Raw genomic sequence first — 24073 nt, forward strand, 5'->3', positions numbered from 1 at the left:
GAGTGCGAACGTGCCGCCGCTTCCCACGGCGAACTGCCACTTCCCACGGGTCCTCCATCGTGGGAGGTGGCCGTTCACCATGCCACCATGGTGAACGAGCAGGGGGGCCGCCTACGCCGGCACGACGTCCACAGCCACCGTCATGGTCGACTTCTTGGCCTCGGTGAAGATGACGCCCTTGACCGGGGGGACGTCGGCGTAGTCGCGGCCCCAGGCGACGGTGACGTGACGGTCGGCGACCCACTGGTCGTTGGTGGGGTCGACGGCCAGCCACTGATCGGCCGCACCCGGCAGGCGGACGGCGGCCCAGGCGTGGCTGGCGTCGGCGCCGACGACCCGATCCTGGCCGGGGGCCGGCGTGGTGGCCAGGTAGCCGCTGACGTAGCGCACGGCCAGGCCGTGGCCGCGCAGACCGGCGATGAGCAGGTGGGCGAAGTCCTGGCACACCCCGGCGCGCTCGGCGAGGACGTCCTCGACGGTGCTGGTGACGGTGGTGGCGCCCTGCCGGTACTCGAAGTCGCCGTGCACGCGGTGCACCAGGTCGGTGACGGCCTCGCCGATCGGGCGGCCGGGCAGCAGCGAGCGGGCGGCGTACGCGGTGGCGTCGGGGGTGAGCGCGACCATCGAGGAGGCCATCGTGAAGTCGACCGACCGCCAGGCCGCCGCGTCGGGTCGGCCCTGCTCCCAGGGAGCGGCGAGTGCGTCCTGGTCGTAGACGGGGGCGACGACGTCGACGACGGCCGTGGCGTGGACGCCGAGCTCGCGATGGGGCCGGGTGACCTGGAAGAAGCCGCAGGTGTTGCCGTAGTAGTCGAGGTCCTCGGCCAGGTCGGCCGGCGTCGGGTCGACGACGAGACCGGTCTCGTGGACCTGCTGCCAGGGCAGCGTCCGCGGGGTCACGTAGACGACGCCGTAGGAGTCGGTCACCTCGTCGTCGTAGGCGTAGGTGGTGCGGTGGGAGATCTGCCAGCGGGTCATGGCTCGACCAGGAGGCCGGTGAAGGGTCGCGGAGCGGGGCCGCTGGTGGCGTGCAGCTCCACCACCGAGTCGGCCAGCTGCTGCAGCGAGACGACGGTGGCCTCGAGGAACCGCCGCAGGTTCGGCCGGGAGGCGCCGCCGATCGCGACGAGCGAGGCGCTGTCGACCTCCTCGACCTGCTCGAGCAGCCCGGCGAGACGGCGCTCGGGGCGGCTGGTGCCGGTGGAGCGGGGCAGCGCGGCCAGGTGGTCGGCCGCGCTGCGCAGCGTGAAGCGCAGCGAGCGCGGGTTGAGGTCGTCGAGCAGCAGCAGGTCGAGCACGGTGCGCGGACGGACGTGGCCGCGGTAGCGGCGCCGGTGGGTCACCGCCGACTCGGCCACGGCGAGCGCGGCATCGAGCACGCGGCGGTCGACATCGAGCCCGCGCCGCTCGATGGTGGTGCCCTGCAGCAGGAAGCACAGCTGCAGGGCGCGCTCCAGGCTGCGACCGAGCGCGATGAGGTGCCAGCCGGGGTCGCGCATCATGTTGGCCACGACGCCGTCCAGCGCCAGCACCGCGGTCAGCATCCGCCCGGCCGACTCGGCCACCTGGTGCGGGTGCGGCGACTCCACCAGCAGTCCCACGGCCCGGTCGTGCACGCCGAAGGTGCGCCAGACGTCGGGCGAGAGCTGGTCGCGCACCGACTGCGCGGTGTCGCGCATCGTCGCGACGGCCTGCGCCACCCCGCCGTCGCGGCGGACGTCGAGCAGCACCGACCGCAGGTCGCTGTCCAGCTCCTCGCTGGCCGTGCCCGCCAGCCGGTTCACCACCTGGTGCATCACCTGCGCGCAGAACCGATCGGCGTCGGAGGCGGTGTTCTCCGACAGCGCGTGGACGACGATCACCAGCCGCAGCATCGCCTCGACCCGTTCGGCGGTGCGGCCCAGCCAGAACATGTCGTCGAGCACGCGCGGCACGCTGGCCTCGACCGCCCGCAGGGTGGAGATCGGCATCGGTTCGCGCAGCCCCTGGTCCGGGTCGGCGCTGCCGCGCTTGAGCACCCAGACGTCCTTGCTGGAGCGCGAGAGGCCGTCCTCCCCGACGACGCTGCCCAGCCCGCCGAGCAGCGGCCGGTAGGCGCCGCCCGTGTGCAGGGTGAAGGTACGCACCGAGACCGGCGAGGGGCGGATCCCGGCCCGGCCGGCCACGGGTGCCTGCGAGAGCAGCAGCCGCTCCTGGCCGACGTAGCGGTGCGGCGCCGCGAGCACCTGGGCGCGGACCTGGTCCACCGGGCCGTTCAGCGGCCGGCCACCGTCGATGCGTCGCACCACCAGCCGCTCCGCGTGGCTGAGCAGCACGTCGAGCCCGGCCGCCTCGCCTCCCCACCAGGTCAGCACCGTGGGCAGGATCGGCTCCTCGTCGAGAAGCAGTCGGCACATCGCACCCTGGTAGGGCAGCAGCGCGGGGTTCTCCAGCACCCCGGCCCCCAGCCCGTTCACGACCCGCACGGTGCCCCGGCGGCACGCCTCGGCCAGCCCCGCGACGCCGAGCTGGGAGTCGCCGCGCAGCTCCAGCGGGTCGCTGAACGCGGCGTCGACGCGGCGCAGGATGACGTGCACCCGCTCGGGCCGGTCGACTCCCCGCAGCCACACGCAGCCGTCGCGGACGACCAGGTCGGAGCCCTCCACCAGGCTGAAGCCGAGGTGCGCGGCGACGAAGGCCTGGTCGAAGGCCGTCTCGGAGTGCGACCCGGGAGAGAGCACGACCACCCGCGCCTGCGACTCGTCGACCGGTGCGGCCTGGATCAGCGCCGAGCGCAGTGCGGCGTAGAACGGGCCCATCCGGTGCAGCGACGCCTCGCGGTAGAGCTCGGGCAGCACGCGGGAGATGACCCGCCGGTTCTCCATCGCGTAGCCGATGCCCGAGGGGGCCTGGGCGCGGTCGCCGAGCACGGTCCAGCGTCCGTCGGCGGTACGGCCGAGGTCGTGGGCGGCCACGGTGAGCGGCTGGGTGCCCCCGGCCGAGCGCCGGGCGACCAGGCGCACGAAGCCCGGGTGCCCGAACACCGCCGCGGGCGGCAGCACCCCCGAGGAGAGCAACCGCTGCTCGCCGTAGAGGTCGACCAGGATCGCGTTGAGCAGCTCGGCGCGCTGGGCCAGGCCGACCTCGAGCCGCTCCCACTCCGCCGCCTCGATGACCAGTGGCAGCGGGTCCAGCCGCCACGGCTGGGCGCGGCGGCCGTCACGGTTGTAGGTGACGCCGTCGTCGGCCAGCGAGCGCACGATCTCGCTCTCCACGCGCCGCAGGTCGTCGGGTGTCAGGCCGATGGCGACCTCGGCCAGGCCCTTCCAGGCCGGCCGCAGCGCGCCGTCGGGCCCGACCATCTCGTCGAACCGGCTGATCGCCCCCAGCTCGGGCTGCCCGACGCGAGCCGCGTACTCGCGCAGGACTGTCATGGGGAGCGCCGCAGGTCCAGCGTGTGCGGGTACTCCTGGCTCCGAGCCCGACGCCCGGCCTCGCGCATCGCGGCGACGTCGAGCCGGCCGGGGGTGTGGCCGCGCGGCTCGAACCGGGCGCCGCGGCGAGCCTCGGCCTCCTGGGCGTTGACCGGCGGCGTCTCGTAGGCGCGTCCACCCGGGTGCACGACGTGGTAGGTCGCGCCGCCCAGCGAGGTGGCCGCGGCCACGTCGACGACGTCGACGTGCAGCGGCGTGTGCGGCTCGATGCTGGGGTGCAGCGCCGACCACGGCTGCCAGGCGCGGAACCGGACGCCGGCGTAGGCCTCCCCCGGGCTGCCGGAGGGCTGCAGGGGCACCGGCACACCCTGACAGGTCACCAGGTGCCGGTGGGGGTCGAACCCGCGCACCAGCACCTGGATCCGCTCGACCGAGGAGTCGACGTACCGGGCGGTGCCGCCCGCGGCGGCCTCCTCGCCGAGCACGTGCCACGGCTCGATGGCGTGGCGCAGCTCCAGCTCCACCTCGCCGGCCTGCGCCAGCCCGATGCGCGGGAACCGGAACTCGGTGAACGGGTCGAGCCAGCTCTCCTCGAAGTCGATGCCGTGCGCTCGCAGGTCGGCCACCACCTGGCCCACGTCGCGCAGGCAGCCCTGCGGCAGGAGGAAGTCCTCGTGCAGCGCGGTGCCCCAGCGCACCAGCGGCGCCCGGTAGGGCTGCTCCCAGAACATCGCGACCAGCGAGCGCACCAGCAGCGCCTGCAGCAGCCCCATGCGCGGGTGCGGCGGCATCTCGAAGCCGCGCAGCTCCAGCAGCCCGAGACGGCCGCGGGAGGAGTCGGGGCTGTACATCTTGTCGATGCAGAACTCGGCGCGGTGCGTGTTGCCGGTCAGGTCGGTGAGCAGGTGGCGCAGCGCGCGGTCGACCAGCCACGGTCGCGGCGCGGCCTCGCCCGCGGTCAGCCGGTCGATCTCGGCGAACGCGATCTCCATCTCGTACGTCTGCTCCGGCCGGCCCTCGTCGAACCGCGGCGCCTGGCTGGTCGGGCCGATGAAGCGGCCCGAGAACAGGTACGACAGCGAGGGGTGCCGCTGCCAGTAGGTCAGCATGCTGACCAGCAGGTCGGGGCGGCGCAGCAGCGGCGAGTCGACGGGCTGGCGGCCGCCGAGCGTGAGGTGGTTGCCGCCGCCGGTGCCGGTGTGGGTGCCGTCGACGTCGAACTTCTCGGTGGTCAGCCGGACCTGCCGCGCCGCCTCGTAGAGCGTCTCGGTCAGGTCGCGCTGCTCGGCCCAGCTCCGCGTGGGCTGCACGTTGACCTCGACCACGCCCGGGTCGGGGGTGACCACGAGCTGGGTGAGCCGGCTGTCGGGCGGCGGGCCGTAGCCCTCCAGCACCACCGGCTGCCCCATCGCCGCAGCCGCGCTCTCCACGGCGGCCAGCAGCGCGGCGTAGTCCTCGAGCCGCTCGGTGGGCGGCAGGAAGACGAAGCAGTGGCCGTCGCGCTCCTCGACGGCGAGCGCGGTGGTCGCCTCGCCGCGTGGGTCCACCACGCTCACCTGGGGAACCTGGGGCGCGAGTGGCGGACCGGCCTCGAGGTACGACGGCTCGCCGGGCGCCTCGGGGTCCTCCCACGAGACGGCGTCCAGCGGCAGCCGCAGCCCGACCGCGGAGGTGCCGCCGGTGAGCACCAGCCGGCCGCGCCGGAACGTCCACGCGGGCGAGCGCCATTCCTCGCCGGTGACGACCGGCAGCACCCAGCCGGCCGGCTCGGTGACGCCGGCATCGAGAGCAGCGAGGGCGGCGACGCCGTCGGGCTCGGCCCCGGGGCGCTCGCCCTCGGGACGGCGGACGTCGGCGGCGATGACCGCGAGCGGGTCCTCGTAGGCCGCCAGCAGCTGCTCCTCGGGCAGCCCCAGCACCCGGGTCAGCTCGCGGGCGAGGCCCTCGGCGTCGACCTTCTCCGCCTCCTCGCCCCACGGGTCGGCCAGCAGCGCCGGGTCGTGCCAGAGCGGCTCGCCGTCGGTGCGCCACTGCAGGGCAATCTGCCAGCGAGGCAGGGGCTCGCCGGGGTACCACTTGCCCTGCCCGCGGTGCACCGCGCCGCCGACGGCGTAGAGCGCCTGCAGCCGCTCGGCCAGCTCGCCGGCCAGGCGCCGCTTCTCCTCGCCGTCGGCCGCCGTGCTCCACTGCGCGTCGGTGGCGTCCAGCGCGACGAAGGTCGGCTCGCCGCCCATGGTGAGTCGGACGTCGCCGCGCTCCAGGCGCTGGTCGACGGCCCCGCCGAGGGCGTCGATGCGCGTCCACTCCTCGTCGGTGTAGGGCAGCGTGACGCGCGGGTCCTCGTGCACGCGGCGCACCTGGTTGTGGAAGGCGAAGCCGACCTCGACCGGGTCGGTGGCACCGGTGATCGGCGCCGCGGAGGAAGGGTGCGGGGTCGCGCTGAGCGGGATGTGGCCCTCGCCGGCGAACAGTGCGCTGGTGGGATCCAGGCCGACCCAGCCCGCGCCGGGCACGAAGACCTCCGCCCACGCGTGCAGGTCGGTGAAGTCCGCGCTCGGGCCGCTGGGACCCTCGAGGCTGGCCTGGTCGGCGACCAGCTGCACCAGGTAGCCCGAGACGAACCGCGCGGCCAGCCCGTACTGGCGCAGCAGCGCCACCAGCAGCCAGGCGCTGTCGCGGCACGAGCCGATGCCGCGGGCCAGCGTCTCGTCGGGGGTCTGGACGCCGGTCTCGAGCCGGATCTCATAGGCCACCGCGTCGTGGACCGCCTGGTTGAGGCGCACCAGGAAGCCGACGGTGGGCTCCTCGTGGGGCTCGGGCAGCGAGCGCCGGAAGGCGTCGGCCTGGGCAGCAACCTCGACCGGACGCAGGTACGGCGCCAGGTCGGCGGCGAGCTGCTCGTCGTAGCCGAACGGCACCAGCTCGGCGGACTCCTCGATGAAGAAGTCGAAGGGGTTGACCACCACCAGGTCGGCCACCAGGCCGACGGTGATGTCGAGCCGGCTGACCTTCTCGGGGAAGACCAGCCGCGCCTGCCAGTTGCCGAACGGGTCCTGCTGCCAGTTCACGAAGTGGTCGGCGGGCTCGATCTGCAGCGAGTACGCCTCGATCGGGGTCCGCGTGTGCGGGGCCGGCCGCAGCCGCACCACGTGCGGGTGCACGGTGACCGGCTCGGCGAAGGAATACGTCGTGCGGTGCTCCAGTGCGACCTTCACGGACATGGCGACAGCCTGACGGACGAGCGTTACCGGGATGTCACACGGGTCCGAAGCGGGCGGCGACGTCGAGCAGCACGTCGTTGCCGGCCGGCTCGCCGATGCTCACCCGCGCGCCCTCCGGGAACGGTCGCACCACGACGCCGGCCTCCTCGGCGGCCGCCGCGAACGCCGGGGTGCGCTCCCCCAGCGGCAGCCAGACGAAGTTGGCCTGGGTGTCGGGCACGGCCCAGCCCTGCGCGCGCAGGGTGGCGAGCACGCGGTCGCGCTCCGCGACGATGGCCTCGACCCGCTCCATCAGCTCGGGTTCGTGGTCAAGCGCTGCGATCGCCGCGGCCTGGGCCACCGAGCTGACGCCGAACGGCAGCGCGCAGGCACGCACCGCCGCCGCCACCTCGGGGTGCGCGACGGCGTACCCCACGCGCAGCCCGGCCAGCCCGTAGGCCTTGGCGAGGGTGCGCATCACGACGACGTTGGCCCGCGTGCGCTGCAGGGCGAGCCCGTCGGCCGCACTGGGCAGCCGGACGAACTCGCGGTAGGCCTCGTCGACGACGACCAGCACGTGCTCGGGCACCCGCTCGACCAGCCAGGTGAGCTCGTCGTGGGTGAGCGCCGGCCCGGTCGGGTTGTTGGGCGTACAGACCACGACGACCTTGGTGCGGTCGGTGACCGCCGCGGCCATCGCCGCCACGTCGTGCTCGGCACCCGAGGTCAGCGGCACCCGCACGCTGCGCGCCCCGGTGACCGTGACCGCGATCGGGTACGCCTCGAAGGACCGCCACGCGTGGACGACCTCGTCGCCGGGATCGCAGTAGGCCTGCAGCAGGTGGTAGAGCACCGCGACGCTCCCCGTGCCCGCGGCCAGCTCGTCGGCACCCACGCCGAGCCGGTCGGCCAGCGCGGCGTAGAGCGCGGTGCAGCCCATGTCGGGGTAGCGGTTGAGCGTGCCCAGCGCCTCGGTGGCGGCCTTCTCGATGCCCGGCAGCGGCGGGTACGGGTTCTCGTTGGAGGACAGCTTGTAGGTCCTCACCCCCGGCCTCGCCGCCGGCGGCCGGCCCGGGACGTACGCCGGCAGGTCGGCGATGACCTGGCGGGGGCGCGGTGGGGTGGTCACCGGGTCGACTCTAGGGGTTGGCGGGGCGAGCCCGGTTTCACCGGCCGGCGGGTGAAACCGGGGGACGAACCCGGACCAGCTGCCCGCGAATCGACCGGATTCACGCACCCGCCGCCCGATTCATCACCCCCACATCACGACCTCTCCCCCCGGCACGACGACCAGATCCCGCCGCGCGACGACGTCGAGGGGGTTGGTCAGGCACCGCACGGCACCCCCGCCGAGGAGGAACTCCGATACGTCGACCACCACGACGGCGAAGCCCCGGGCCTCCAGGGCCCGGCGGACCCGGGGCGGGCAGGCCGGCGCGATGACGGTGCGGCCGACGACCACCGAGTTGGCCACGAAGGTCATCGCCTCGGCCTCGTCGAGCACGAGCGGGTGGGGCACCAGGTCGAGCAGGGCGCGCGCGGAGGCGTCGTCGAAGGCACTCGGGGCCACCATCGCGTGGGTGGCGTCGAGCGGGCAGAAGGCCAGGTCGAGATGGTACATGCCGGGGTGCACGATCCGCAGGCCCCGCACCCGGACGTCGAGCTCGGTGGCCAGGTGCTTGAGCGCGAGCTCCTCGGTGCGCGGCCCGAAGCCGACGACCAGGTCGCCGCGCCAGCAGAAGGCGTCGCCGGCCTCCAGGTGCGGGCCGACGCCGTCGCGGCCCACCGTCACCGGCGCGAAGCCGTGCTCGGCGAACCACGGCGCTGCGGAACCGGGCCTCGGCGCGACGCTCGGGGTAGCGCATGTGGGAGACGACGGCACGCTCGCCCACCACCAGGCCCAGGTTCATCGCGTAGACCATGTCGGGGCTGTCGGGTCGCTGCGCGAGCCACCGCACCGACCCGCCGGCCGACTCGATGGCCGCGGCCAGGGCGTGGGCCTGGTCGCGCGAGCGGACCGGGTCGGGCTGCACCGCGGTGTCCATGAACGGGTTGATCGCATAGTCGATGCGGAAGTGATCGGGCGCCACCATCAGGTAGTCCCGTCCCCACGCCAGCTGCTCGCCCATCGTCCACCTCCACGAATCGTCGGATTGTCGAACAATCTTCAGCATAGTCGACAATGCTCGACGTGTCCTCGTTCTCGCACCTCTCCCTCGACCCGGAGACGACGGTCGACAAGATCGCGGCCGAGCTGCGCCGCGCCCTGTTCGACGGCGAGCTCGAGCCGGGGACGCCGCTGCGGGAGGTCGCGCTGGCCGACTCCCTCGGCGTCGCCCGTTCGACGGTGCGCGAGGCCCTGGGGTCGCTGGTCGCCGACGGCCTCGCCGTGCGCGTCGCGAACAAGGGGGTCGCGGTCAGCACCCCCGACCCAGGCGTCATCCACGACGTCACCCGGGCGCGCACGGTGCTCGAGGTCGCCGGCGTACGCCGCTGGGCCGAGGCCGCCGAGACCGACCGCCAGGCCGTGCGCGACGCTCTCGCCGCGTACGCCGAGCTGGCGAGCACCGACTTCACCACGGCCGCCTGGAACCAGGCCCACCTGGCCATCCACCGGGCCTTCGTCGGACTCACCGGCTCCGAGCGGCTGGTGGCGGCCGCCGACGCGCTGGCCGGCGAGATCCGGCTGGCGCTGGCCAAGGTCGACCGCACCCGGCGCAACGCCACCGAGCAGGTCGCCTCCCACGCCCTGCTCGTCGACCTGCTCGAGGCCGGCCGCACCGACGACGCCGCCGACGAGCTGGTGCGCCACCTCGCCGACGGGGAGACCTCCATGGCCGCCGCCCTAACCTGACCCCATGCGTTTCGTGCTGTGGCTGCTGGCCAACGTGCTCGCGGTCGGCGCCGCCGCGTGGCTGTTCACCGGCATCACCCTCGCCTCGTCGGGGGAGAACCGGGTGGCGACCCTGATCGTGGTGGGCCTGATCTTCGGCGTCGTGACGGCCGTGGTGAAGCCGGTCGTGAAGTTCGTGACCTTCCCCTTCATCCTGCTCACCCTCGGCCTGCTGCTGCTGGTCATCAACGCCGCGATGCTGGGCCTGACCAGCGCCATCGCCGGCGGCATCGGGCTGGACTTCCACGTCTCCGGGTTCTGGACGGCAGTAGCCGGCGGGGTCGTCATCTCCGTCGTGCTCGCCGCCTTCGAGGCCACGGTCGGTCGTCGTGACCGCGACTGATCCTCCGCGCCCCTACCGCATCGCGCTGGTCTGCCTGGGCAACATCTGCCGCTCCCCGATGGCGCACGTCGTGCTCGAGCACCAGCTGGTCGAGGCGGGCCTGACCGACGCGGTCGAGGTGTCCAGCTGCGGCACCGGCGGCTGGCACGTCGGCGACCCGATGGACCACCGCGCGGCGGCGACGCTGCGTGCCGCCGGCTACGACCCCGACCGCCACCGCGCGCGTCAGCTCGACGCCGACTGGGCCGACCGCGACCTGCTGCTGGCGATGGACGCCACGAACCTGGCCGACGTCCGCGCCCTGCTGCCCGAGGCCGACGTCCGGCTCTTCCGCGAGCTCGACCCGGTCCGGGACGCGGGAGGACCCGGCGACGTCCCCGACCCCTACTTCGGCGGCGACGAAGGGTTCGCGGAGGTGCTGGCGATGGTCGAGCGCACCTGTGAGCAGATCGTGAGCGAGGTAGCGATGAGTTCGACCCTGCCGGGCGGTCAGTCGGGTTTGTAGGCTGCGAACGAGCACCGGGAGGCGCACATGCCCACACCGACCAGCACCGCCGACGTACCGGTCCAGCGGACGGAGGTGCCCACCAGCGCCGAGTTCGACTCGCTGGTCGCGCAGTACCGCCGCGAGCTCGTGGCGCACTGCTACCGGATGACCGGCTCGGTCTACGAGGCCGAGGACCTCGCCCAGGAGACCTACCTGCGCGCGTGGAAGGCCTACGACCGCTTCGAGGGCCGCTCCTCGGTGCGCACCTGGCTGCACCGCATCGCCACCAACGTCTGCCTGACGAACCTGGAGGGCAAGGACCGGCGACCCCTGCCCACCGGGCTGGGTGCGCCGGGCTCGGCGGCCTCCGACGAGCTGGTCGAGGCCGGCGAGGTGCCCTGGCTGGAGCCGATCCCCGACACGATGGTCGACGCCGACGCCGGCACCGACCCCGGGCAGGTGGTCGCAGCGCGCGACTCCGTGCGCCTGGCGTTCGTGGCCGCGCTGCAGCACCTGCCCGCCCGGCAGCGCGCGGTGCTCGTGCTGCGCGACGTCCTGCGCTGGCAGGCCAAGGAGGTGGCCGAGGCGCTCGACACCACGACCGCCGCGGTCAACAGCGCCCTGCAACGCGCCCACGCCCAGCTCGAGCAGGCCGGGCTCAGCGTCGACACCGTCTCCGAGTCCACTCTCGACGCCGGCCACCGCGAGCTGCTCGACCGCTACGTGACGGCCTTCTGGGACAAGGACGTCGCCACCATCGTCTCGCTGCTCAGGGCCGACGCGGTCTGGGAGATGCCGCCGTTCACCGGCTGGTACGCCGGCAACGAGAACATCGGCCGCCTCATCGCCGGCCAGTGCCCCGGCGGCACCCACGACATGCCGATGATCGAGACGATCGCCAACGGACAGCCGGCCTTCGGTCTCTACATGCGCCAGCCCGACGGCAGCTTCACGCCGTTCCACCTGCAGGTCCTCACCGTCGAGGACGACGACGGGGTCGACCGCGTCTCCCACGTGGCGGCGTTCTTCGACCCACGACTGTTCGAGACGTTCGGTCTGCCGGCCTCGCTGCCGGCCGGCTACCGACCGTCCGGGAGCTGAGCCGATGAGCACGACCACCGGCGTGAGGTCGGTGGCGCTGCTGGAGCACGCCATCGACTACACCAGCCTGGCGCTGGCCGGCATCGGCCCCGAGCACCTCGACGCGCCGACCCCGTGCGCCGCCTGGACGCTGCGCGACCTCCTGGACCATATGGACGACGCCTTGGCCGCCTTCACCGAGGCCGCGCTGGTCGGCGAGATCGACCTCGGTCCGGTGCCTCCCGCCCCCGAGCTCGACCGGCTGGTCGAGCGGCTGCGGCAGCGGGCCTGCGCGCTGCTGGCGGCGTGGCGCGCCCGCTACGGCGACGAGCCCGTCCGGATCGGCGACGGCCGGCTCGAGGCCGGGGTGCTGGCCGGCGTCGGCGCTTTGGAGATCGCCGTGCACGGTTGGGACGTCGCCACCGCCTGCGGGCGCGACCACCCGCTGCCGAGCGCGCTGGCCGACGCGCTGCTCGAGGTGGCCGCCGACGTCGTCGCCGCGGGCGATCGCGGCCGCCGCTTCGCCCCGGCCCGCCCGACCGACAGCGCCGACGCCGGCGAGCGGCTGCTCGCGTTCCTGGGGCGATGACCTCGGGTGGGGAGCCCAGGGAGCAGCCCATGACCAGCGCGGTGATCGGAGCGGGCTCGCTGGGCTGCCTGGTCGCCGGCTGGCTCCACGAGGGCGCCGGCAGCACGGTGCTGTGCGCCCGCAGCGAGGTGCCCGAGGTCCGCATCACCGACCGCGCCGGCACCCGCACCGTGGCGGTGCCCGTCGTCTACGACCCCGGCGAGGTCGGCGTCGTCGACGTGGTCTGGCTGACCACCAAGGCCTACGACACCGCCGGCGCCGCGGACTGGCTGCGCGCGCTGGTCGCAGAGGAGACGGTGGTGGTCGTGGTGCAGAACGGCGTCGACCATGCCGACCGGCTCGCCGGTCTGGTGCCCGCGAACCAGGTGCTGCCCGCGGTGGCCTACATCGCCGCCGAGCGCGTGGAGCCCGGCCACGTGCGCCACGACGCCGGCCGCCGGCTGCTCGTGCCCCCGGGCCGGACGGCCGCCCGCGCGGTGGCGGCGACCGGCGACGGCCGGCTCGACGTGAGGACCAGTGAGGACTTCCGGACCGAGGCCTGGCGCAAGCTGTTGCGCAACGCCGCCGGCAACCCGATCTGCGCGCTGACGCTGGCCCGCCTGCGGGTCTTCGCCGATCCCAGCGTTCGGGCGATGGCCCGCTCGGTGCTGGAGGAGGTGGTGGCCGTCGGGCGGGCGGCCGGCGCCGACCTGGGTCCCGACGACGTCGAGGCGGTGTTCGCGATGTTCGACGGGCTGCCTCCCGACACCGGCTCCTCGATGCTCTACGACCGGCTCGCCGGACGCCGCCTGGAGCACGAGGAGCTCACCGGCGTGGTCGTGGCCACGGCCGACGCCCATGGCGTCGAGGTGCCGGTGAACCGGACCCTGCTGGCCCTGCTGCGCGGGCTGCGCTCGGGCGAGGACAGCACCGAGGAGACCGGTGTGAACCGGTCCGAGCCGGGCTGACCGAGACGGTCCGACCTGGCCTGTCGAGGCCCGTGCGGCCACAATCGACGGCGTGGCCACCATGCCGACCCTGGCGCAGCGCGTCGAGCGACTGCTCGGCGTCTCGGTGGTCTCGACGTCGCCGGTCGCCGGCGGCGACGTCTGCACGACCACCAAGACCCGGCTCTCCGACGGCCGTACGGCGGTGGTGAAGACGCGAGCCCACGCGCCGGAGGGGTTCTTCCCGACCGAGGCCGAGGGACTGGGCTGGCTGGCCGAGGCGGGCGCGCCGGTGCCCGAGGTGCTGGCGGTCGACGAGGACTGCCTGATCCTGGCCTGGGTCGAACCAGGCCGCGCCACCCCCGAGGCGGCCGCCTCGCTGGGGCGCACGCTCGCCGCGGTGCACGCCGTCGGCGCACCGGGCTTCGGCGGCCCGCACGACGGGTTCATCGGCCGGCTGCCGATGCCCAACGGTTCAGCGACGGACTGGCCGGAGTTCTACGCCACCAAGCGGGTGCTGCCCTACCTCAAGCTGGCGGTCGACCGCCAGCAGATCGCCCCGACCGACGCCGCCGACGTGGAGCTGTGCGTGCGCCGGCTGACCGAGGTCGCCGGACCCGCCGAGCCGCCGGCCCGCCTGCACGGCGACCTGTGGAGCGGCAACGTGGTCTTCGCCCGCGAGGGAGCGGCCCACCTGGTCGACCCCGCGGCGTACGGCGGCCACCGCGAGACCGACCTGGCGATGCTCTCGCTGTTCGGCCTGCCCCAGCTGCCGCGGCTGCTCGAGGCCTACCAGGAGGTCAGCCCGCTCGCCGAGGGCTGGCAGGACCGCATCGGGCTGCACCAGCTGTTCCCGCTGCTGGTACACGCCTGCCAGTTCGGGTCGTCCTACGGCGCCCGGGCAGGCGCGGCGGCGCGGGCGTTCCTGGGTTGATCCACTGCGGCGGAGTTGCCGCAAAATCCGGACAGAACGCACCGCCGTCCTTACCTTGAGCGATATGCGGTGGGTCATCGTGCTCCTCCTGGGGCTGGGTCTGGGGCTGCTGGCCGCCCTGGGCGACGCCGCGACCGGAGTGACCACCCCGACCACGCTGGGCAGCGTCCTGACCATCGCCACCCACCTGGGATCGATGTACGCCGCAGCCGCCGTGCTCGCCGGCGCCTTCTTGGCCCGGCGCCGCAACGGTCTGCTGGCCGGTCCGCTGCTCCTGATCGCCGCGGTGGTCGGCTACACCGGCTACGTCGCGCTCTTCGTCGACCACGAGCGGCTCGGCGTCTCGAGCCTCGCGGGTGTCTTCTCGATCTACCTGCTGGCCGCGGTCACCATCGGGCCTTTCTTGAGCATGCTCGGTCAGGTCGCCCGCGACCGCGGGCTGGTCGGCACCCTGGCCCGGCTCGCCGTACCGCTGGCCCTGGTGGCCGAGGTCGTCGTGCGGTTCCCGCTCAGCCGCAGCACCTACCAGGTCGACCCGACGCGGGCCTGGACGCTGACCGCGATCATCGCCGTCGGCGCGCTCGCGACCCTGGCCGGCACGCTGGGTCACCGCACCGCACGCCACAGCTGAGCTTCCATGCTGCTCTCAGACGGCGCTCAGCCAGTCGTGGCAGGCTGAGGGGCGTGTCACAGCAGGCCGCCACCGAGGAGCATCCGCTCGTGCTCGTCGTCGACGACGACCGCGCCGTCCGCGAGTCGCTGCGCCGATCGCTGGAGTTCAACGGCTACCAGGTCAGCGTCGCCGAGGACGGTGCCGCCGCGCTGGCCGGCATCGGCACCCTCAAACCCGACGCGGTCGTGATGGACGTGATGATGCCGCGGCTCGACGGCATCGAGACCACGCGAGCGCTGCGCGGGGCCGGCAACGACGTGCCGATCCTGGTGCTCACCGCCCGCGATGCGGTCGGCGACCGGGTGGAGGGCCTCGACGCCGGCGCCGACGACTACCTGACCAAGCCGTTCGCCCTCGAGGAGCTGCTGGCCCGGCTGCGGGCGCTGCTGCGCCGCACCAGCCAGAGCGGCGAGGACGACGACGAGACGCTGGCCTACGCCGATCTGTCGATGGACCTGGCCACCCGCGAGGTCCGCCGTGGCGAGCGGCAGATCGAGCTCACGCGCACCGAGTTCACGCTGCTGGAGCTCTTCTTGCGCCGCCCGCGCCGGGTGCTGGACCGCTCGTTCATCCTCGAGGAGGTGTGGGGCTTCGACTTCCCCACCACCGCCAACAGCCTCGAGGTCTACGTCGGCTACGTGCGCCGCAAGCTCGAGGCCGACGGCGAGCCGCGGCTGCTGCACACCGTGCGCGGGGTCGGCTACGTGCTGCGCACGGAGTCGGGCTCGTGAGCGCGGGCCGATGAGCCTGACCGGCACCTGGCACTACCGCCGGTCGCTGGCCAGCCGGGTCACGCTGCTCACCGCCATCGCGGTCGGCGTCACCGTCACGGTGGTCTCGCTGGCCTCCTACGTCACCGTCCGCACCCAGTCGATCCGCACCCTGGACGACACGCTGCGCCACCGGGCCCAGGTCGTCAGCCAGGCCGCCGACCTGAACCAGAGCCAGGTCTCCGCGGTCCTGGCCAGCGCTTCGGACACCCGGCTGATCTACATCGACCTCGCCATCGGCAAGCAGATCTTCGTCATCGGCAACCGCGACCTGCGGGCCGGTACCGTCGAGGCGAACGTGGCTGCGCGGCACCGGGGTTACTCCTGCCGCACGGTGAGTGCCGACGGCCAGCGCTACCGGATGGTGGCGGTGCCCGGGGAAACACGCGGCACGGCCATCGTGCTGTCCCAGTCGTTGGAGCCGACCGACAAGATGCTCGGCCGGCTCGGGCTGGTCGCGCTGTTCTTCGGCCTGGCCGGGGTGATCCTCGCCGGGCTGGCCGGCTGGGGCGTGGCCCGCAACGGGCTGCGCCCGGTGCGCCGGCTCACGGAGGCGGCCGAGAACATCGCGCAGACCGAGAAGCTGGAACCCATCCCGGTGGACGGCAACGACGAGATCGCCCGGCTCGCCACGGCCTTCAACGCCATGCTGGGCTCGCTCTCGGCCAGCCGCGACCGGCAGCGGCAGCTGGTCGCCGACGCCGGCCACGAGCTGCGGACGCCGCTCACCTCGCTGCGCACCAACATCGAGCTGCTGGCCCAGGCCGCGGGCTCCGACCGGCTCACCGCGCAGTCGCGCGCCGAGATGCTCGACGACGTGCAGGCCCAGATCGCCGAGCTCACCACGCTCATCGGCGACCTCGTCGAGCTCGCCCGCGACGAGCCCGTCTCGGCCGAGCCGCAGTCGGTGGAGCTCTCGGAGATCCTCGACAACGCCGTCACCCGGGTGCGGCGCCGAGCGCCCGGCGTCCGCTTCGACGTCGAAGCGGAGCCCTGGTGGGTCACCGGCGACGCCGCGGCGCTGGAGCGGGCGGTCACCAACCTGCTCGACAACGCCGCGAAGTGGAGCCCCGAGGCGGGCACCGTCACCGTCCGGCTCGCGGACGGGACGCTGGTGGTCAGCGACGAGGGGCCGGGCATCGCCGACTCCGACCTGCCGCACGTCTTCGAGCGCTTCTACCGCTCCACCGAGTCGCGCTCGATGCCCGGCTCGGGACTGGGCCTGTCGATCGTGCGCTCGGTGGCCGAGCGCCACGGCGGCACCGCCACCGCGCACCGGGCCGCGAGCGGAGGCGCCGAGCTGCGCCTGGTCGTCCCGGGCTCCGCCCGGCCCGCGAGCGACGACGCGGCTGCGGCCGCACAGGAAACCGGCGCAGCAGTTTCACCGGTGTCGTAGACCGCTCCAAGCGCGCTCTCAGGATCAAGGCGCAAGGTGGAGCCATGACCAACGAGTGGCACCCGTTCTCGGAGGGCGACGATGCCCGCAACCAGGGTTCGCCTGATCTCTCCCAGGACGACACCGCACCGCAGGCCGCGCTCGGCTCCTCGTCTGGTCACCCCTCAGCGACCCCGCCCCCGGCCGCGACCGACCACGGCGAGGGCACCCGAGTACTGCCGCCGCAGCCTGTTGCCTCGCACGACGCACCCGTGCAGAGGCACCGGACGGGAGCCCGCGCGCTGCCGGCAGCCGTACTCGTCGGTGCTCTCGTCGTGGGCGGCGCGGCCGGGGTCGGGGGCGCGGCGGCGTTCTACGCCGTCAAGGGCGGCTCGGACTCCACCACCAGCTCCGACGGCACCATCACCGCCAGCAGCGGCAAGGACACCCCGGCGTCGGCCACGACGTCGAGCACCGCCATCGAGTCGGTGGCCCAGAAGGTGCTGCCCTCGGTGGTGCAGATCAACGTCACCGGCTCCAGCGAGTCGGGCACCGGCTCCGGCATCGTGCTGAACAAGAACGGCACGATCCTGACCAACAACCACGTGGTGAGCGTGGCCGGCAAGTCCGGCTCGATCACCGTGAACTTCCAAGACGGCGACTCCGCGAAGGCCAGCATCGTCGGCACCGACCCGGTCACCGACCTGGCCGTGATCAAGGCCGAGGGCGTCGACGACGCGACGGCGGCCGACATCGGCGACTCCGACGACCTCAAGGTCGGCCAGGAGGTCGTGGCCATCGGCTCGCCGTTCGGGCTGGGCTCCACCGTCACCAGCGGCATCGTCAGCGCGCTCGACCGGGCGGTCTCGGTGAGCACCTCCGAGGACGAAGGCGGCGACGGCGGCGGCGTCGACCCGTTCGGCGAGGAGGACCCGTTCGGCCTCGGGGGCGGCCAGGGCCAGGGCCAGCAGCAGGGACAACAGCAGCAGGGCAGCAGCAGCGACCAGAGCACCACCTACCCCGCGATCCAGACCGACGCCGCCATCAACCCGGGCAACTCCGGCGGTCCCCTGGTCAACCTGTCGGGCCAGGTCGTCGGCATCAACTCCTCCATCCGCACCTCCGACTCCAGCTCCTCCTCCGAGGGCGGCTCGATCGGGCTCGGGTTCTCCATCCCGATGAGCGAGGTGCTGCCGATCGTCAACCAGCTGGTGAAGGGCGAGACGCCCACCCACGCCCGGCTCGGCGTGACCGTCTCCGACGACTCCTCCTCGTCGTCCTCGGGCTCGAGCACCCAGAGCTCCACCTCGACCGGCGCCCTGGTCAAGAGCATTGAGTCCGGCGGGTCGGCCTCGAAGGCCGGGCTGAAGACCGGCGACGTCATCACCAAGGTCGACGACAAGGTCGTCGACGGCGCCGACGACCTGGTGGCCACCATCCGCGGCCACCGGCCCGGCGACAAGGTGACGCTGACCGTCAAGCGCGGCAGCTCGACCAAGACCCTCACCGCCGACCTCGGCAGCGACGCGGGGTCGAGCAACAGCTAGCCCGAGCCCACCCACCCCAGACCCGGGGCCGGTTTCCCGAGAGCCGTCCCCGTCGCAAGGCCCAGGCCCGTCGATCCCCCCGCACCCGGGGTCGGCGGGCCTGGTGCCGTTCCCGCGCGCGCGGCGGCGGGGGTTTTGCCGGGCACCCGGCAAAACCCCGGGAATTTCGCTTCAGAATCGGTCGCGGGGACGAGTTTCGTGCAGACGACGTCCGGTTCGTCAGCCTTCGACCAGGAGGTCGCGGACCAGGCCGCGCACGATGTCGACGCCGTGCTCGGTCAGGATCGACTCGGCGTGGAACTGGATGCCGCGGAAGTGCGGGCCGGCCACGGCGTGGACGTCGCCGCTCACCGGGTCGGCGGCCACCCGGACGTCATACGAACCGGTCGCGCCCGCAGCCACTTCGTATGACGTCTCGCGGTGCCGGGCGACGAAGGTGTTGTAGAAGCCGACGCGCTCGTCGTTCTCGAAGAGGTCGACGTCGGCCTGGGTGCCCTGGAAGACGATGTCCTTGTAGCCCAGCGGCAGGCCCAGCCGGTCGCAGAGCACCTGGTGGCCCAGGCACACCGCGAGGAACGGCGACCCGCTGGCGAGCAGGCCGTCGAGCACGCGGCGGTAGGTGGCGATCTTGGGGTGGTCGCCGTCGCGGGGGTCGCCGGGGCCCGGGCCGACGACGACGAGGTCGTGCCCGTCCAGGGCGCCCGGCTGCCACTCGTCGTAACGGACCCGGGTGGTGCTCATGCCGAGCACACCGAAGAGGTGGCCCAGCATCGCGACGAACTCGTCCTCGCCGTCGAGGACGACGACGGTGCGGCCCTTGAGGTCGGGGTCGGGCGCGGTGCCGGCCTGGTCGGTGAGCCAGAACCGGGAGAGCCGCTGGTTGCGCGAGCCGAGCGCGATGCGGACGTCGTCGTCGTCGGTGAGGTCGGCCATCTCGGCCCGGCCGGTGGCCGCGGCGGGGGCGGGCGGCACCAGCCCGAAGGCAGAGAGGATGCCGCCGGCCTTGGCGTGGGTCTCCGCCACCTCGGCCACGGGGTCGGAGTCGCGCACCAGGGTGGCGCCCGCGGTGACCTTGAGGTCGCCGGCCACGGACACCTCGGCGGTGCGGATCAGGATCGGGCTGTCGAGCTGCTGGCGGCCCTCGCCGTCGCGGCCCAGCAGGGCCAGCGCGGCGCCGTAGTAGCCGCGGCCCTCGGGCTCGTAGCGGGTGATGAGCCGGCAGGCGTTCTCCACCGGCGAGCCCGTGACGGTGGCGGCGTACATGGTGTCGCGCAGCACGTCGCGGACGTCGGAGCGGGTGCGGCCGGCCAGCAGGTACTCGGTGTGCACGAGGTGGGTCATCGGCTTGAGGAAGGGTCCGAGCACCTGGCCGCCCTCGTGGCAGACCTCGCACATCATCTTCAGCTCCTCATCGACCACCATGAAGAGCTCGTAGATCTCCTTCTCGTCGGCCAGGAAGTCCAGCAGCCGCTGCCGCCGCTGCTCGACGCTGGTCTCGCCCCAGTCGCGGCCGAGCCGGAAGGTGCCGCTGATCGGGTTCATCCGCACCTCGCCGGCGTGCACGCTGACGTGGCGCTCGGGCGTGGCACCGACCAGGTAGCGCTCGCCGGTGAAGAAGCAGAAGGTCCAGTACGAGCCGCGCTCGCGCTCGAGCAACCGGCGCAGCACCGAGAGCGCGGCCTCGGCGTCCCAGTCGGCGAGCCGTGTGCGGTACTGCCGGCCCACCACGAGGTTCGCCCCCTCGCCGCGACCGATCTCCTCGGCGATGATGGCGCGCACCGTCTCGGCGTAGGCGTCGTCGTCGGTCTCGAACCCGCCGTCGCCCACCGTGGTGAGCTCGCGGTCGGGCAGCGCGGCGAGCAGCTCGTCCAGGGCGAAGATGTGCCGCTCGGCGATCTCGACGACCTGCAGCGGGGCGCCGTCGTCGTGGGCGGCGAACCCGCGCTCGCCCACCTGTCGGAAGGGCACGGCGAGCAGCCGGTCGTGCACGGGACGGCCGTCGGTGGGTACCGAGGTCTCCACCGGCACGTCGGCGAGCCGCTCGACGCTGCTCACCGGACCGCCGACGAGGAGCACCTCGTCGCCGTCGTGTAGCCGCAGCACGGCCCACGCGGGGTGGGCCCGGATCGACGCCAGGGCGGCTGCCGGCTCCATGGGGGGCAACGCTACAACCCGGTCGACGCCGCGTTTCCGGTGCGGTCCGAGGGGGCCGGCGATGCGATGATGAGGCGAACGCGGAGGGGATGGGGACGATGGAGCAGGGCCGGCACGACGCACTGGTGCGTCTGCACGAGGTCACGACCCGGGCCAACGCCGGCGCCGATCTGGCGACGGTGGTGCAGACGATCGCCGACGGCATCGTGGAGGTGTCGGGCTTCCGGGCGACCACGGTCAACCTGCTGCGCCCCGACGGCGAGTTCGAGCTGGTCGCGATCGGGGGCGACGAGCCGGGCCTCGATGACCTGCTGCACACGCGCTACTCCTCGGAGTCGGTGCTCGCCCGCAACGCGGACGCCGAGCGCTGGGGCCGGTTCCGGTTCATCCCGCACACGGCCGGCAAGGCGATCCCCGAGGGCTTCCGGGCGCTGGACTTCGACCCGATCGACCACGCCGACGCCTGGCACCCGCTCGATGAGCTGTCGGTGGAGCTGACCTCGCCCGGCGGCGACCTGATCGGGATCATGTACGTCGACCACCCCGGCGACGGGCTGCGCCCCGATGCCGACCTGATCGAGCTGATGGAGATCTTTGCCGGGCAGGCCGGTGTCGCCATCGCCCACGCCCAGCAGCGCGAGCAGCTGCGCGAGTCGGCCTGGCTGGGCGGCATGCTGCGCCGCGTCATCGACACCGTCGGCACGCCGCGCGAGCTCGACGCCACCATGGACTCGGTGCTGGAGATCCTGCGCTCGGAGCTCTCCGCCGACGCGGCCTGGCTCGACGTCTTCCCCAGCGACGACCCCGGCAGCCTGGTCCGCAGCCGCGGCGACGACGGGGTCTTCACCGTCTCGGCCGCCATCGGCGCGTACGGCGCGACGCTGGCCCGCGACGCCCAGGACCGCGACCGGTCGCTCGTGCTGGGCCGCCGCGAGCTCGGGTCGGACCACCGGCTGCTGACCGAGGGACAGCGCTCGTGGATGCAGCGGGCCCTGGACGCCGACGGCGTCCACGCCATCGCGCTCGCGCCGCTGGACCTCGACGAGGACGTGGCCGGGCAGATCGTGGTCATGCGCAAGCGCGAGCGGTCGTGGACCACGCTGGAGGCCGAGGCCGTCCGCGACGTCGGACGCGAGCTGGGCTGGGCCATCGGCCGCGACCGCAGCCGGCACCGCGAGCGCATGGCGCGCGAGGACCTCGAGCGCGTCGCCCGCGAGCGCCGCGAGCTGCTGCAGTCGCTGGCCAGCGAGGTCGGGCCGCTGTTCGCCTCGGTGGACAACTACCTCACCGCCCAGCGCCTGGAGTACGACCACCCGGCGCGCCTGGGCCTCGACCGGTTCTGGACCCTTTTCGAGCGGGTCGGCGCCCTGGTCGCCTTCGAGCAGCCCGGCGGCATGCCGATGCCGGAGAAGGTCGACGTCCCCGGCCTGCTGGGGGTGCAGTGGTCCTACCTGGAGCGGGTGGCCACCGAGCACGAGGTGCAGCTGCTGGCCCTGGACGCCCAGCCGGCGCAGTACGCGTGGGCCGATCCCGCGCAGCTGGAGTGGGTCACCCAGCTGCTGCTCGAGGACGTGCTGGGCTCGGCGCGGCGGCAGAGCTCTGTACGCATCAGCGTCGTCACGCTCAACGGCCGCCTGGTGATGTCGGCGCAGACCTCGGGGCTCGACGACGCGCCCGAGCACAGCCGGCGCGTCGGCGACCGCGTGGCCGACTCCGACGCCCGCTGGTGGCGCACCGGGGTCTCCGAGCTCCTGGCCCGCCAGGACGGGCGGCTGACCACCCGCACCGGGCCGCTGGGGAGGCGGGTTCTCAGCGTGAGCCTCCCGGTGCCGCCGGAGGCGTAGCCAGCCAAAACTCCGCACTTGCGGGGTTGTGGGTGCGACATATCGGTCAACCGCCGCCGAGACCTTCGCAAGTGCACAGTTTCGGCGCGACGGGTCAGCGCAGCCGAAGCCGCATCAGCACCCGCGGGAACCCGTTGAGCACCGACGTGGTCTCGGCGGCCTGGACGAAGCCGGCCGCCTCGAAGAGCCGCTTGGTGCCGACGTAGGCCATCGTCAGGTCGACCTTCTGGCCGCGGTTGTCGACCGGGTAGGCCTCGACGGCCGGCGCGCCGTGGGACCGGGCGAACTCGACCGCACCGGCCACCAGCTGGTGGGAGATGCCCTGCTTGCGCCGGCCGGGGCGCACCCGCACGCACCACAGCGACCAGACCGCCTGGTCGTCGACGTGCGGGATCTTCCGGTTCGTGGCGAAGCTGGTGTCGGCGCGCGGGTGCACCGCCGCCCAGCCGACCGGCTCGTCGTCGTCGTAGGCGATCACGCCCGGCGGCGGTGTGCGTCGGCACAGCCTGCGCACCAGCTCGCCGCGCTCCTCGCGCTTCAGCGCCCGGTTCTCCTTGGCCGGGATGCGGTAGCTCAGGCACCAGCAGACGTTCGACCCGGGTTCTTGGGCCCGACGAGTGTGCGGACGTCGGCGAAGGAGGTCGCCGCCCGCACCTCGATGCTCACACCGACCGCACGACCGTCATCTGCTGGGTGGCGCGGGTGTAGACGACGTACAAGGTGGCCCGGCCCGTGGGCGACTCGGCCTCGATCTCCTCCGGCTCGACGACGAGGATCGCGTCGAACTCCAGGCCCTTGGTGTCCAGGCCGGTGAGCACGGGGATCCGCGCCCCGGACTCCTCACCGGCGCTGCCGGCCCGGTCGCCCTCGAACTCCGGCCACGTCGCCAGCCAGCTGCGGACCTCCGACTGCCGTGCGGCCGCGGCCACGATGCCCACGGTGCCTTCGACGGTCCCGGCCAGCTCGCGCAGCGCCTCGCGGACGCCGTCCTCGAGGTCCTCGACGCTGCGCTCCTGCGGCTCGACACCGGTGGAGCGGACGGCCTCGGGCAGGTCGGCGGCCAGGCCGACGCGGTCGGCGTAGCGGGCGGCGAAGTCGTAGATCTCCGCGGAGTTGCGGTAGTTCTTCGACAGGTGGAAGGAGTGGAGGTCCTTCTTGGCCAGGGCCTCGGCTCGGGCGGCCTCGGCCTCGGCGGGCACCGGCCACGACGACTGCGCCGGGTCGCCGACGACGGTCCACGTGGCGGTGCGGCCGCGCCGGCCGACCATGCGCCACTGCATCGGGGTGAGGTCCTGGGCCTCGTCGACCAGCACGTGGGCGAACCCGTCGTCCTCGACGCGGTTGGTCGGCGGCCGCCAGCCGGGGCGCCCGGCGAACNCCGAGGGGGTCCTCGTCGGGGTGGTCCACGATGGGCGGGTCGCCGAGGACGTAGCGCAGCTCGTCGATCAGCGGCACGTCGTCGACCGAGGGCTCCTCGCCCCACGACTTGGCCAGGAGCCGCACCGACTCGTCGTCGAGCACGCCCTGGCTGACGCGCACCAGGAGCTCGGTGTCGCGCAACCAGCCCAGCACGGTGGGCGCGTCGAGCACAGGCCACCAGGCCTGTACGAAGTCGAGGAACGCGTCGTCCTCGCGCAGCGTCTCGGCGAACTCCTCCTGCGTACGCTCCCGAGCCCGCTCGCCGCGGACCTGCCGCCACAGCACGTCGACGAGCGCCGAGGCGACCTTGGTGGTCGACCGGTTGCGGCCCGAGCCCGACAGCAGCTGCCGGCGGACGCGGTCCAGGTCGCGCTGCTCGAGACGCAGCACGTCGTCGCGGAAGAAGTAGCGGAAGGAGGTCGGCGC

General features: G+C 73.5%; 20 protein-coding genes. 12 read left to right on the top strand and 8 right to left on the bottom strand.

What is annotated here, in order from left to right:
- Positions 1–111: 111 nt before the first annotated feature.
- The 5 genes from D9V37_RS17610 to D9V37_RS20785 form a co-directional block, all read right to left on the bottom strand.
- Positions 112–978: a transglutaminase family protein gene (locus tag D9V37_RS17610; protein WP_121807432.1), complete on the bottom strand. Its 867-nt coding sequence runs from the start codon at positions 976–978 to the stop codon at positions 112–114.
- Complete coding sequence (locus tag D9V37_RS17615) at positions 975–3413, bottom strand: circularly permuted type 2 ATP-grasp protein (RefSeq protein ID WP_121807433.1); 2439 nt, start codon at positions 3411–3413, stop codon at positions 975–977. The genes D9V37_RS17610 and D9V37_RS17615 overlap by 4 nt, the downstream gene beginning before the upstream one ends.
- Complete coding sequence (locus D9V37_RS17620) at positions 3410–6634, bottom strand: transglutaminase family protein (protein WP_121807434.1); 3225 nt, start codon at positions 6632–6634, stop codon at positions 3410–3412. The genes D9V37_RS17615 and D9V37_RS17620 overlap by 4 nt, the downstream gene beginning before the upstream one ends.
- Positions 6635–6668: 34 nt before the next feature.
- Complete coding sequence (gene hisC / locus D9V37_RS17625) at positions 6669–7742, bottom strand: histidinol-phosphate transaminase (protein WP_121807435.1); 1074 nt, start codon at positions 7740–7742, stop codon at positions 6669–6671.
- 123 nt (positions 7743–7865) lie between these two features.
- Complete coding sequence (locus D9V37_RS20785; RefSeq protein ID WP_232524985.1) at positions 7866–8405, bottom strand: dimethylarginine dimethylaminohydrolase family protein; 540 nt, start codon at positions 8403–8405, stop codon at positions 7866–7868.
- A 399-nt stretch (positions 8406–8804) separates the two neighbouring features.
- Between D9V37_RS20785 and D9V37_RS17635 the strand changes: the two genes are divergently transcribed.
- From D9V37_RS17635 to D9V37_RS17685, 11 genes are all read left to right on the top strand, one after another.
- Positions 8805–9467 carry a GntR family transcriptional regulator gene (locus D9V37_RS17635; protein ID WP_232524986.1) on the top strand — a complete coding sequence of 221 codons (663 nt, stop codon included), beginning with the start codon at positions 8805–8807 and terminating at the stop codon, positions 9465–9467.
- Between the two features lie 4 nt (positions 9468–9471).
- Positions 9472–9849 (top strand): phage holin family protein, encoded by a 378-nt coding sequence (locus D9V37_RS17640; RefSeq protein ID WP_121807437.1) that lies wholly within the window; start codon positions 9472–9474, stop codon positions 9847–9849.
- Positions 9836–10354: a low molecular weight protein-tyrosine-phosphatase gene (locus D9V37_RS17645; protein WP_232524987.1), complete on the top strand. Its 519-nt coding sequence runs from the start codon at positions 9836–9838 to the stop codon at positions 10352–10354. The genes D9V37_RS17640 and D9V37_RS17645 overlap by 14 nt, the downstream gene beginning before the upstream one ends.
- 27 nt (positions 10355–10381) lie before the next feature.
- On the top strand, positions 10382–11437 hold the full coding sequence (locus tag D9V37_RS17650; RefSeq protein WP_121807438.1) for a sigma-70 family RNA polymerase sigma factor: 1056 nt from the start codon (positions 10382–10384) through the stop codon (positions 11435–11437).
- 4 nt (positions 11438–11441) lie between these two features.
- Positions 11442–12005 carry a TIGR03086 family metal-binding protein gene (locus D9V37_RS17655; RefSeq protein WP_121807439.1) on the top strand — a complete coding sequence of 188 codons (564 nt, stop codon included), beginning with the start codon at positions 11442–11444 and terminating at the stop codon, positions 12003–12005.
- A gap of 29 nt (positions 12006–12034) precedes the next feature.
- Positions 12035–12952 carry a 2-dehydropantoate 2-reductase gene (locus D9V37_RS17660; protein ID WP_158604515.1) on the top strand — a complete coding sequence of 306 codons (918 nt, stop codon included), beginning with the start codon at positions 12035–12037 and terminating at the stop codon, positions 12950–12952.
- A gap of 61 nt (positions 12953–13013) precedes the next feature.
- The gene (locus D9V37_RS17665) at positions 13014–13865 is read left to right on the top strand and encodes a fructosamine kinase family protein (RefSeq protein ID WP_232525044.1); all 852 of its coding nucleotides are present in this window, start codon (positions 13014–13016) and stop codon (positions 13863–13865) included.
- A gap of 64 nt (positions 13866–13929) precedes the next feature.
- Positions 13930–14496 carry a hypothetical protein gene (locus tag D9V37_RS17670; protein ID WP_121807442.1) on the top strand — a complete coding sequence of 189 codons (567 nt, stop codon included), beginning with the start codon at positions 13930–13932 and terminating at the stop codon, positions 14494–14496.
- Positions 14497–14549: 53 nt separating this feature from the next.
- Positions 14550–15269, top strand: a complete 720-nt coding sequence (locus D9V37_RS17675; RefSeq protein WP_269778390.1) for a response regulator transcription factor — start codon at positions 14550–14552, stop codon at positions 15267–15269.
- 10 nt (positions 15270–15279) lie between these two features.
- A complete protein-coding gene (locus D9V37_RS17680) occupies positions 15280–16704 on the top strand; it encodes a sensor histidine kinase (protein ID WP_121807443.1) in 1425 nt (474 codons plus the stop codon).
- 44 nt (positions 16705–16748) lie between these two features.
- Positions 16749–18230 carry a S1C family serine protease gene (locus tag D9V37_RS17685; protein WP_121807444.1) on the top strand — a complete coding sequence of 494 codons (1482 nt, stop codon included), beginning with the start codon at positions 16749–16751 and terminating at the stop codon, positions 18228–18230.
- Between the two features lie 219 nt (positions 18231–18449).
- On the opposite strand, the gene D9V37_RS17690 is transcribed toward D9V37_RS17685, so the two are convergent.
- Positions 18450–20384 carry an anthranilate synthase family protein gene (locus tag D9V37_RS17690; protein WP_121807445.1) on the bottom strand — a complete coding sequence of 645 codons (1935 nt, stop codon included), beginning with the start codon at positions 20382–20384 and terminating at the stop codon, positions 18450–18452.
- Between the two features lie 89 nt (positions 20385–20473).
- Here D9V37_RS17690 and D9V37_RS17695 point away from each other — a divergent pair, with 89 nt between their 5' ends.
- Complete coding sequence (locus D9V37_RS17695) at positions 20474–22228, top strand: GAF domain-containing protein (RefSeq protein WP_121807446.1); 1755 nt, start codon at positions 20474–20476, stop codon at positions 22226–22228.
- Positions 22229–22322: 94 nt separating this feature from the next.
- Here the strand turns inward: D9V37_RS17695 and D9V37_RS17700 are convergent, their stop codons facing one another.
- Both D9V37_RS17700 and D9V37_RS20790 read right to left on the bottom strand, forming a co-directional pair.
- Positions 22323–22706 (bottom strand): GNAT family N-acetyltransferase, encoded by a 384-nt coding sequence (locus D9V37_RS17700; protein ID WP_232524988.1) that lies wholly within the window; start codon positions 22704–22706, stop codon positions 22323–22325.
- Positions 22707–22890: 184 nt separating this feature from the next.
- Entirely contained in the window at positions 22891–23541 is a 651-nt protein-coding gene (locus tag D9V37_RS20790; protein ID WP_232524989.1) for a helicase domain-containing protein, read from the bottom strand.
- Positions 23542–24073: the final 532 nt, after the last annotated feature.

The organism is Nocardioides mangrovicus (genome assembly GCF_003674065.1).
Classification (GTDB): Bacteria; Actinomycetota; Actinomycetes; order Propionibacteriales; family Nocardioidaceae; genus Marmoricola; species Marmoricola mangrovicus.

What these genes read in the sequence shown, in the direction of transcription:
- D9V37_RS17610 (WP_121807432.1), bottom strand. Translation starts at nt 978, where the DNA reads ATGACCCGCTGGCAGATCTCCCACCGCACCACCTACGCCTACGACGAC.
- D9V37_RS17615 (WP_121807433.1), bottom strand. Translation starts at nt 3,413, where the DNA reads ATGACAGTCCTGCGCGAGTACGCGGCTCGCGTCGGGCAGCCCGAGCTG.
- D9V37_RS17620 (WP_121807434.1), bottom strand. Translation starts at nt 6,634, where the DNA reads ATGTCCGTGAAGGTCGCACTGGAGCACCGCACGACGTATTCCTTCGCC.
- D9V37_RS17640 (WP_121807437.1), top strand. Translation starts at nt 9,472, where the DNA reads ATGCGTTTCGTGCTGTGGCTGCTGGCCAACGTGCTCGCGGTCGGCGCC.
- D9V37_RS17650 (WP_121807438.1), top strand. Translation starts at nt 10,382, where the DNA reads ATGCCCACACCGACCAGCACCGCCGACGTACCGGTCCAGCGGACGGAG.
- D9V37_RS17655 (WP_121807439.1), top strand. Translation starts at nt 11,442, where the DNA reads ATGAGCACGACCACCGGCGTGAGGTCGGTGGCGCTGCTGGAGCACGCC.
- D9V37_RS17660 (WP_158604515.1), top strand. Translation starts at nt 12,035, where the DNA reads ATGACCAGCGCGGTGATCGGAGCGGGCTCGCTGGGCTGCCTGGTCGCC.
- D9V37_RS17665 (WP_232525044.1), top strand. Translation starts at nt 13,014, where the DNA reads ATGCCGACCCTGGCGCAGCGCGTCGAGCGACTGCTCGGCGTCTCGGTG.
- D9V37_RS17670 (WP_121807442.1), top strand. Translation starts at nt 13,930, where the DNA reads ATGCGGTGGGTCATCGTGCTCCTCCTGGGGCTGGGTCTGGGGCTGCTG.
- D9V37_RS17680 (WP_121807443.1), top strand. Translation starts at nt 15,280, where the DNA reads ATGAGCCTGACCGGCACCTGGCACTACCGCCGGTCGCTGGCCAGCCGG.
- D9V37_RS17685 (WP_121807444.1), top strand. Translation starts at nt 16,749, where the DNA reads ATGACCAACGAGTGGCACCCGTTCTCGGAGGGCGACGATGCCCGCAAC.
- D9V37_RS17690 (WP_121807445.1), bottom strand. Translation starts at nt 20,384, where the DNA reads ATGGAGCCGGCAGCCGCCCTGGCGTCGATCCGGGCCCACCCCGCGTGG.
- D9V37_RS17695 (WP_121807446.1), top strand. Translation starts at nt 20,474, where the DNA reads ATGGGGACGATGGAGCAGGGCCGGCACGACGCACTGGTGCGTCTGCAC.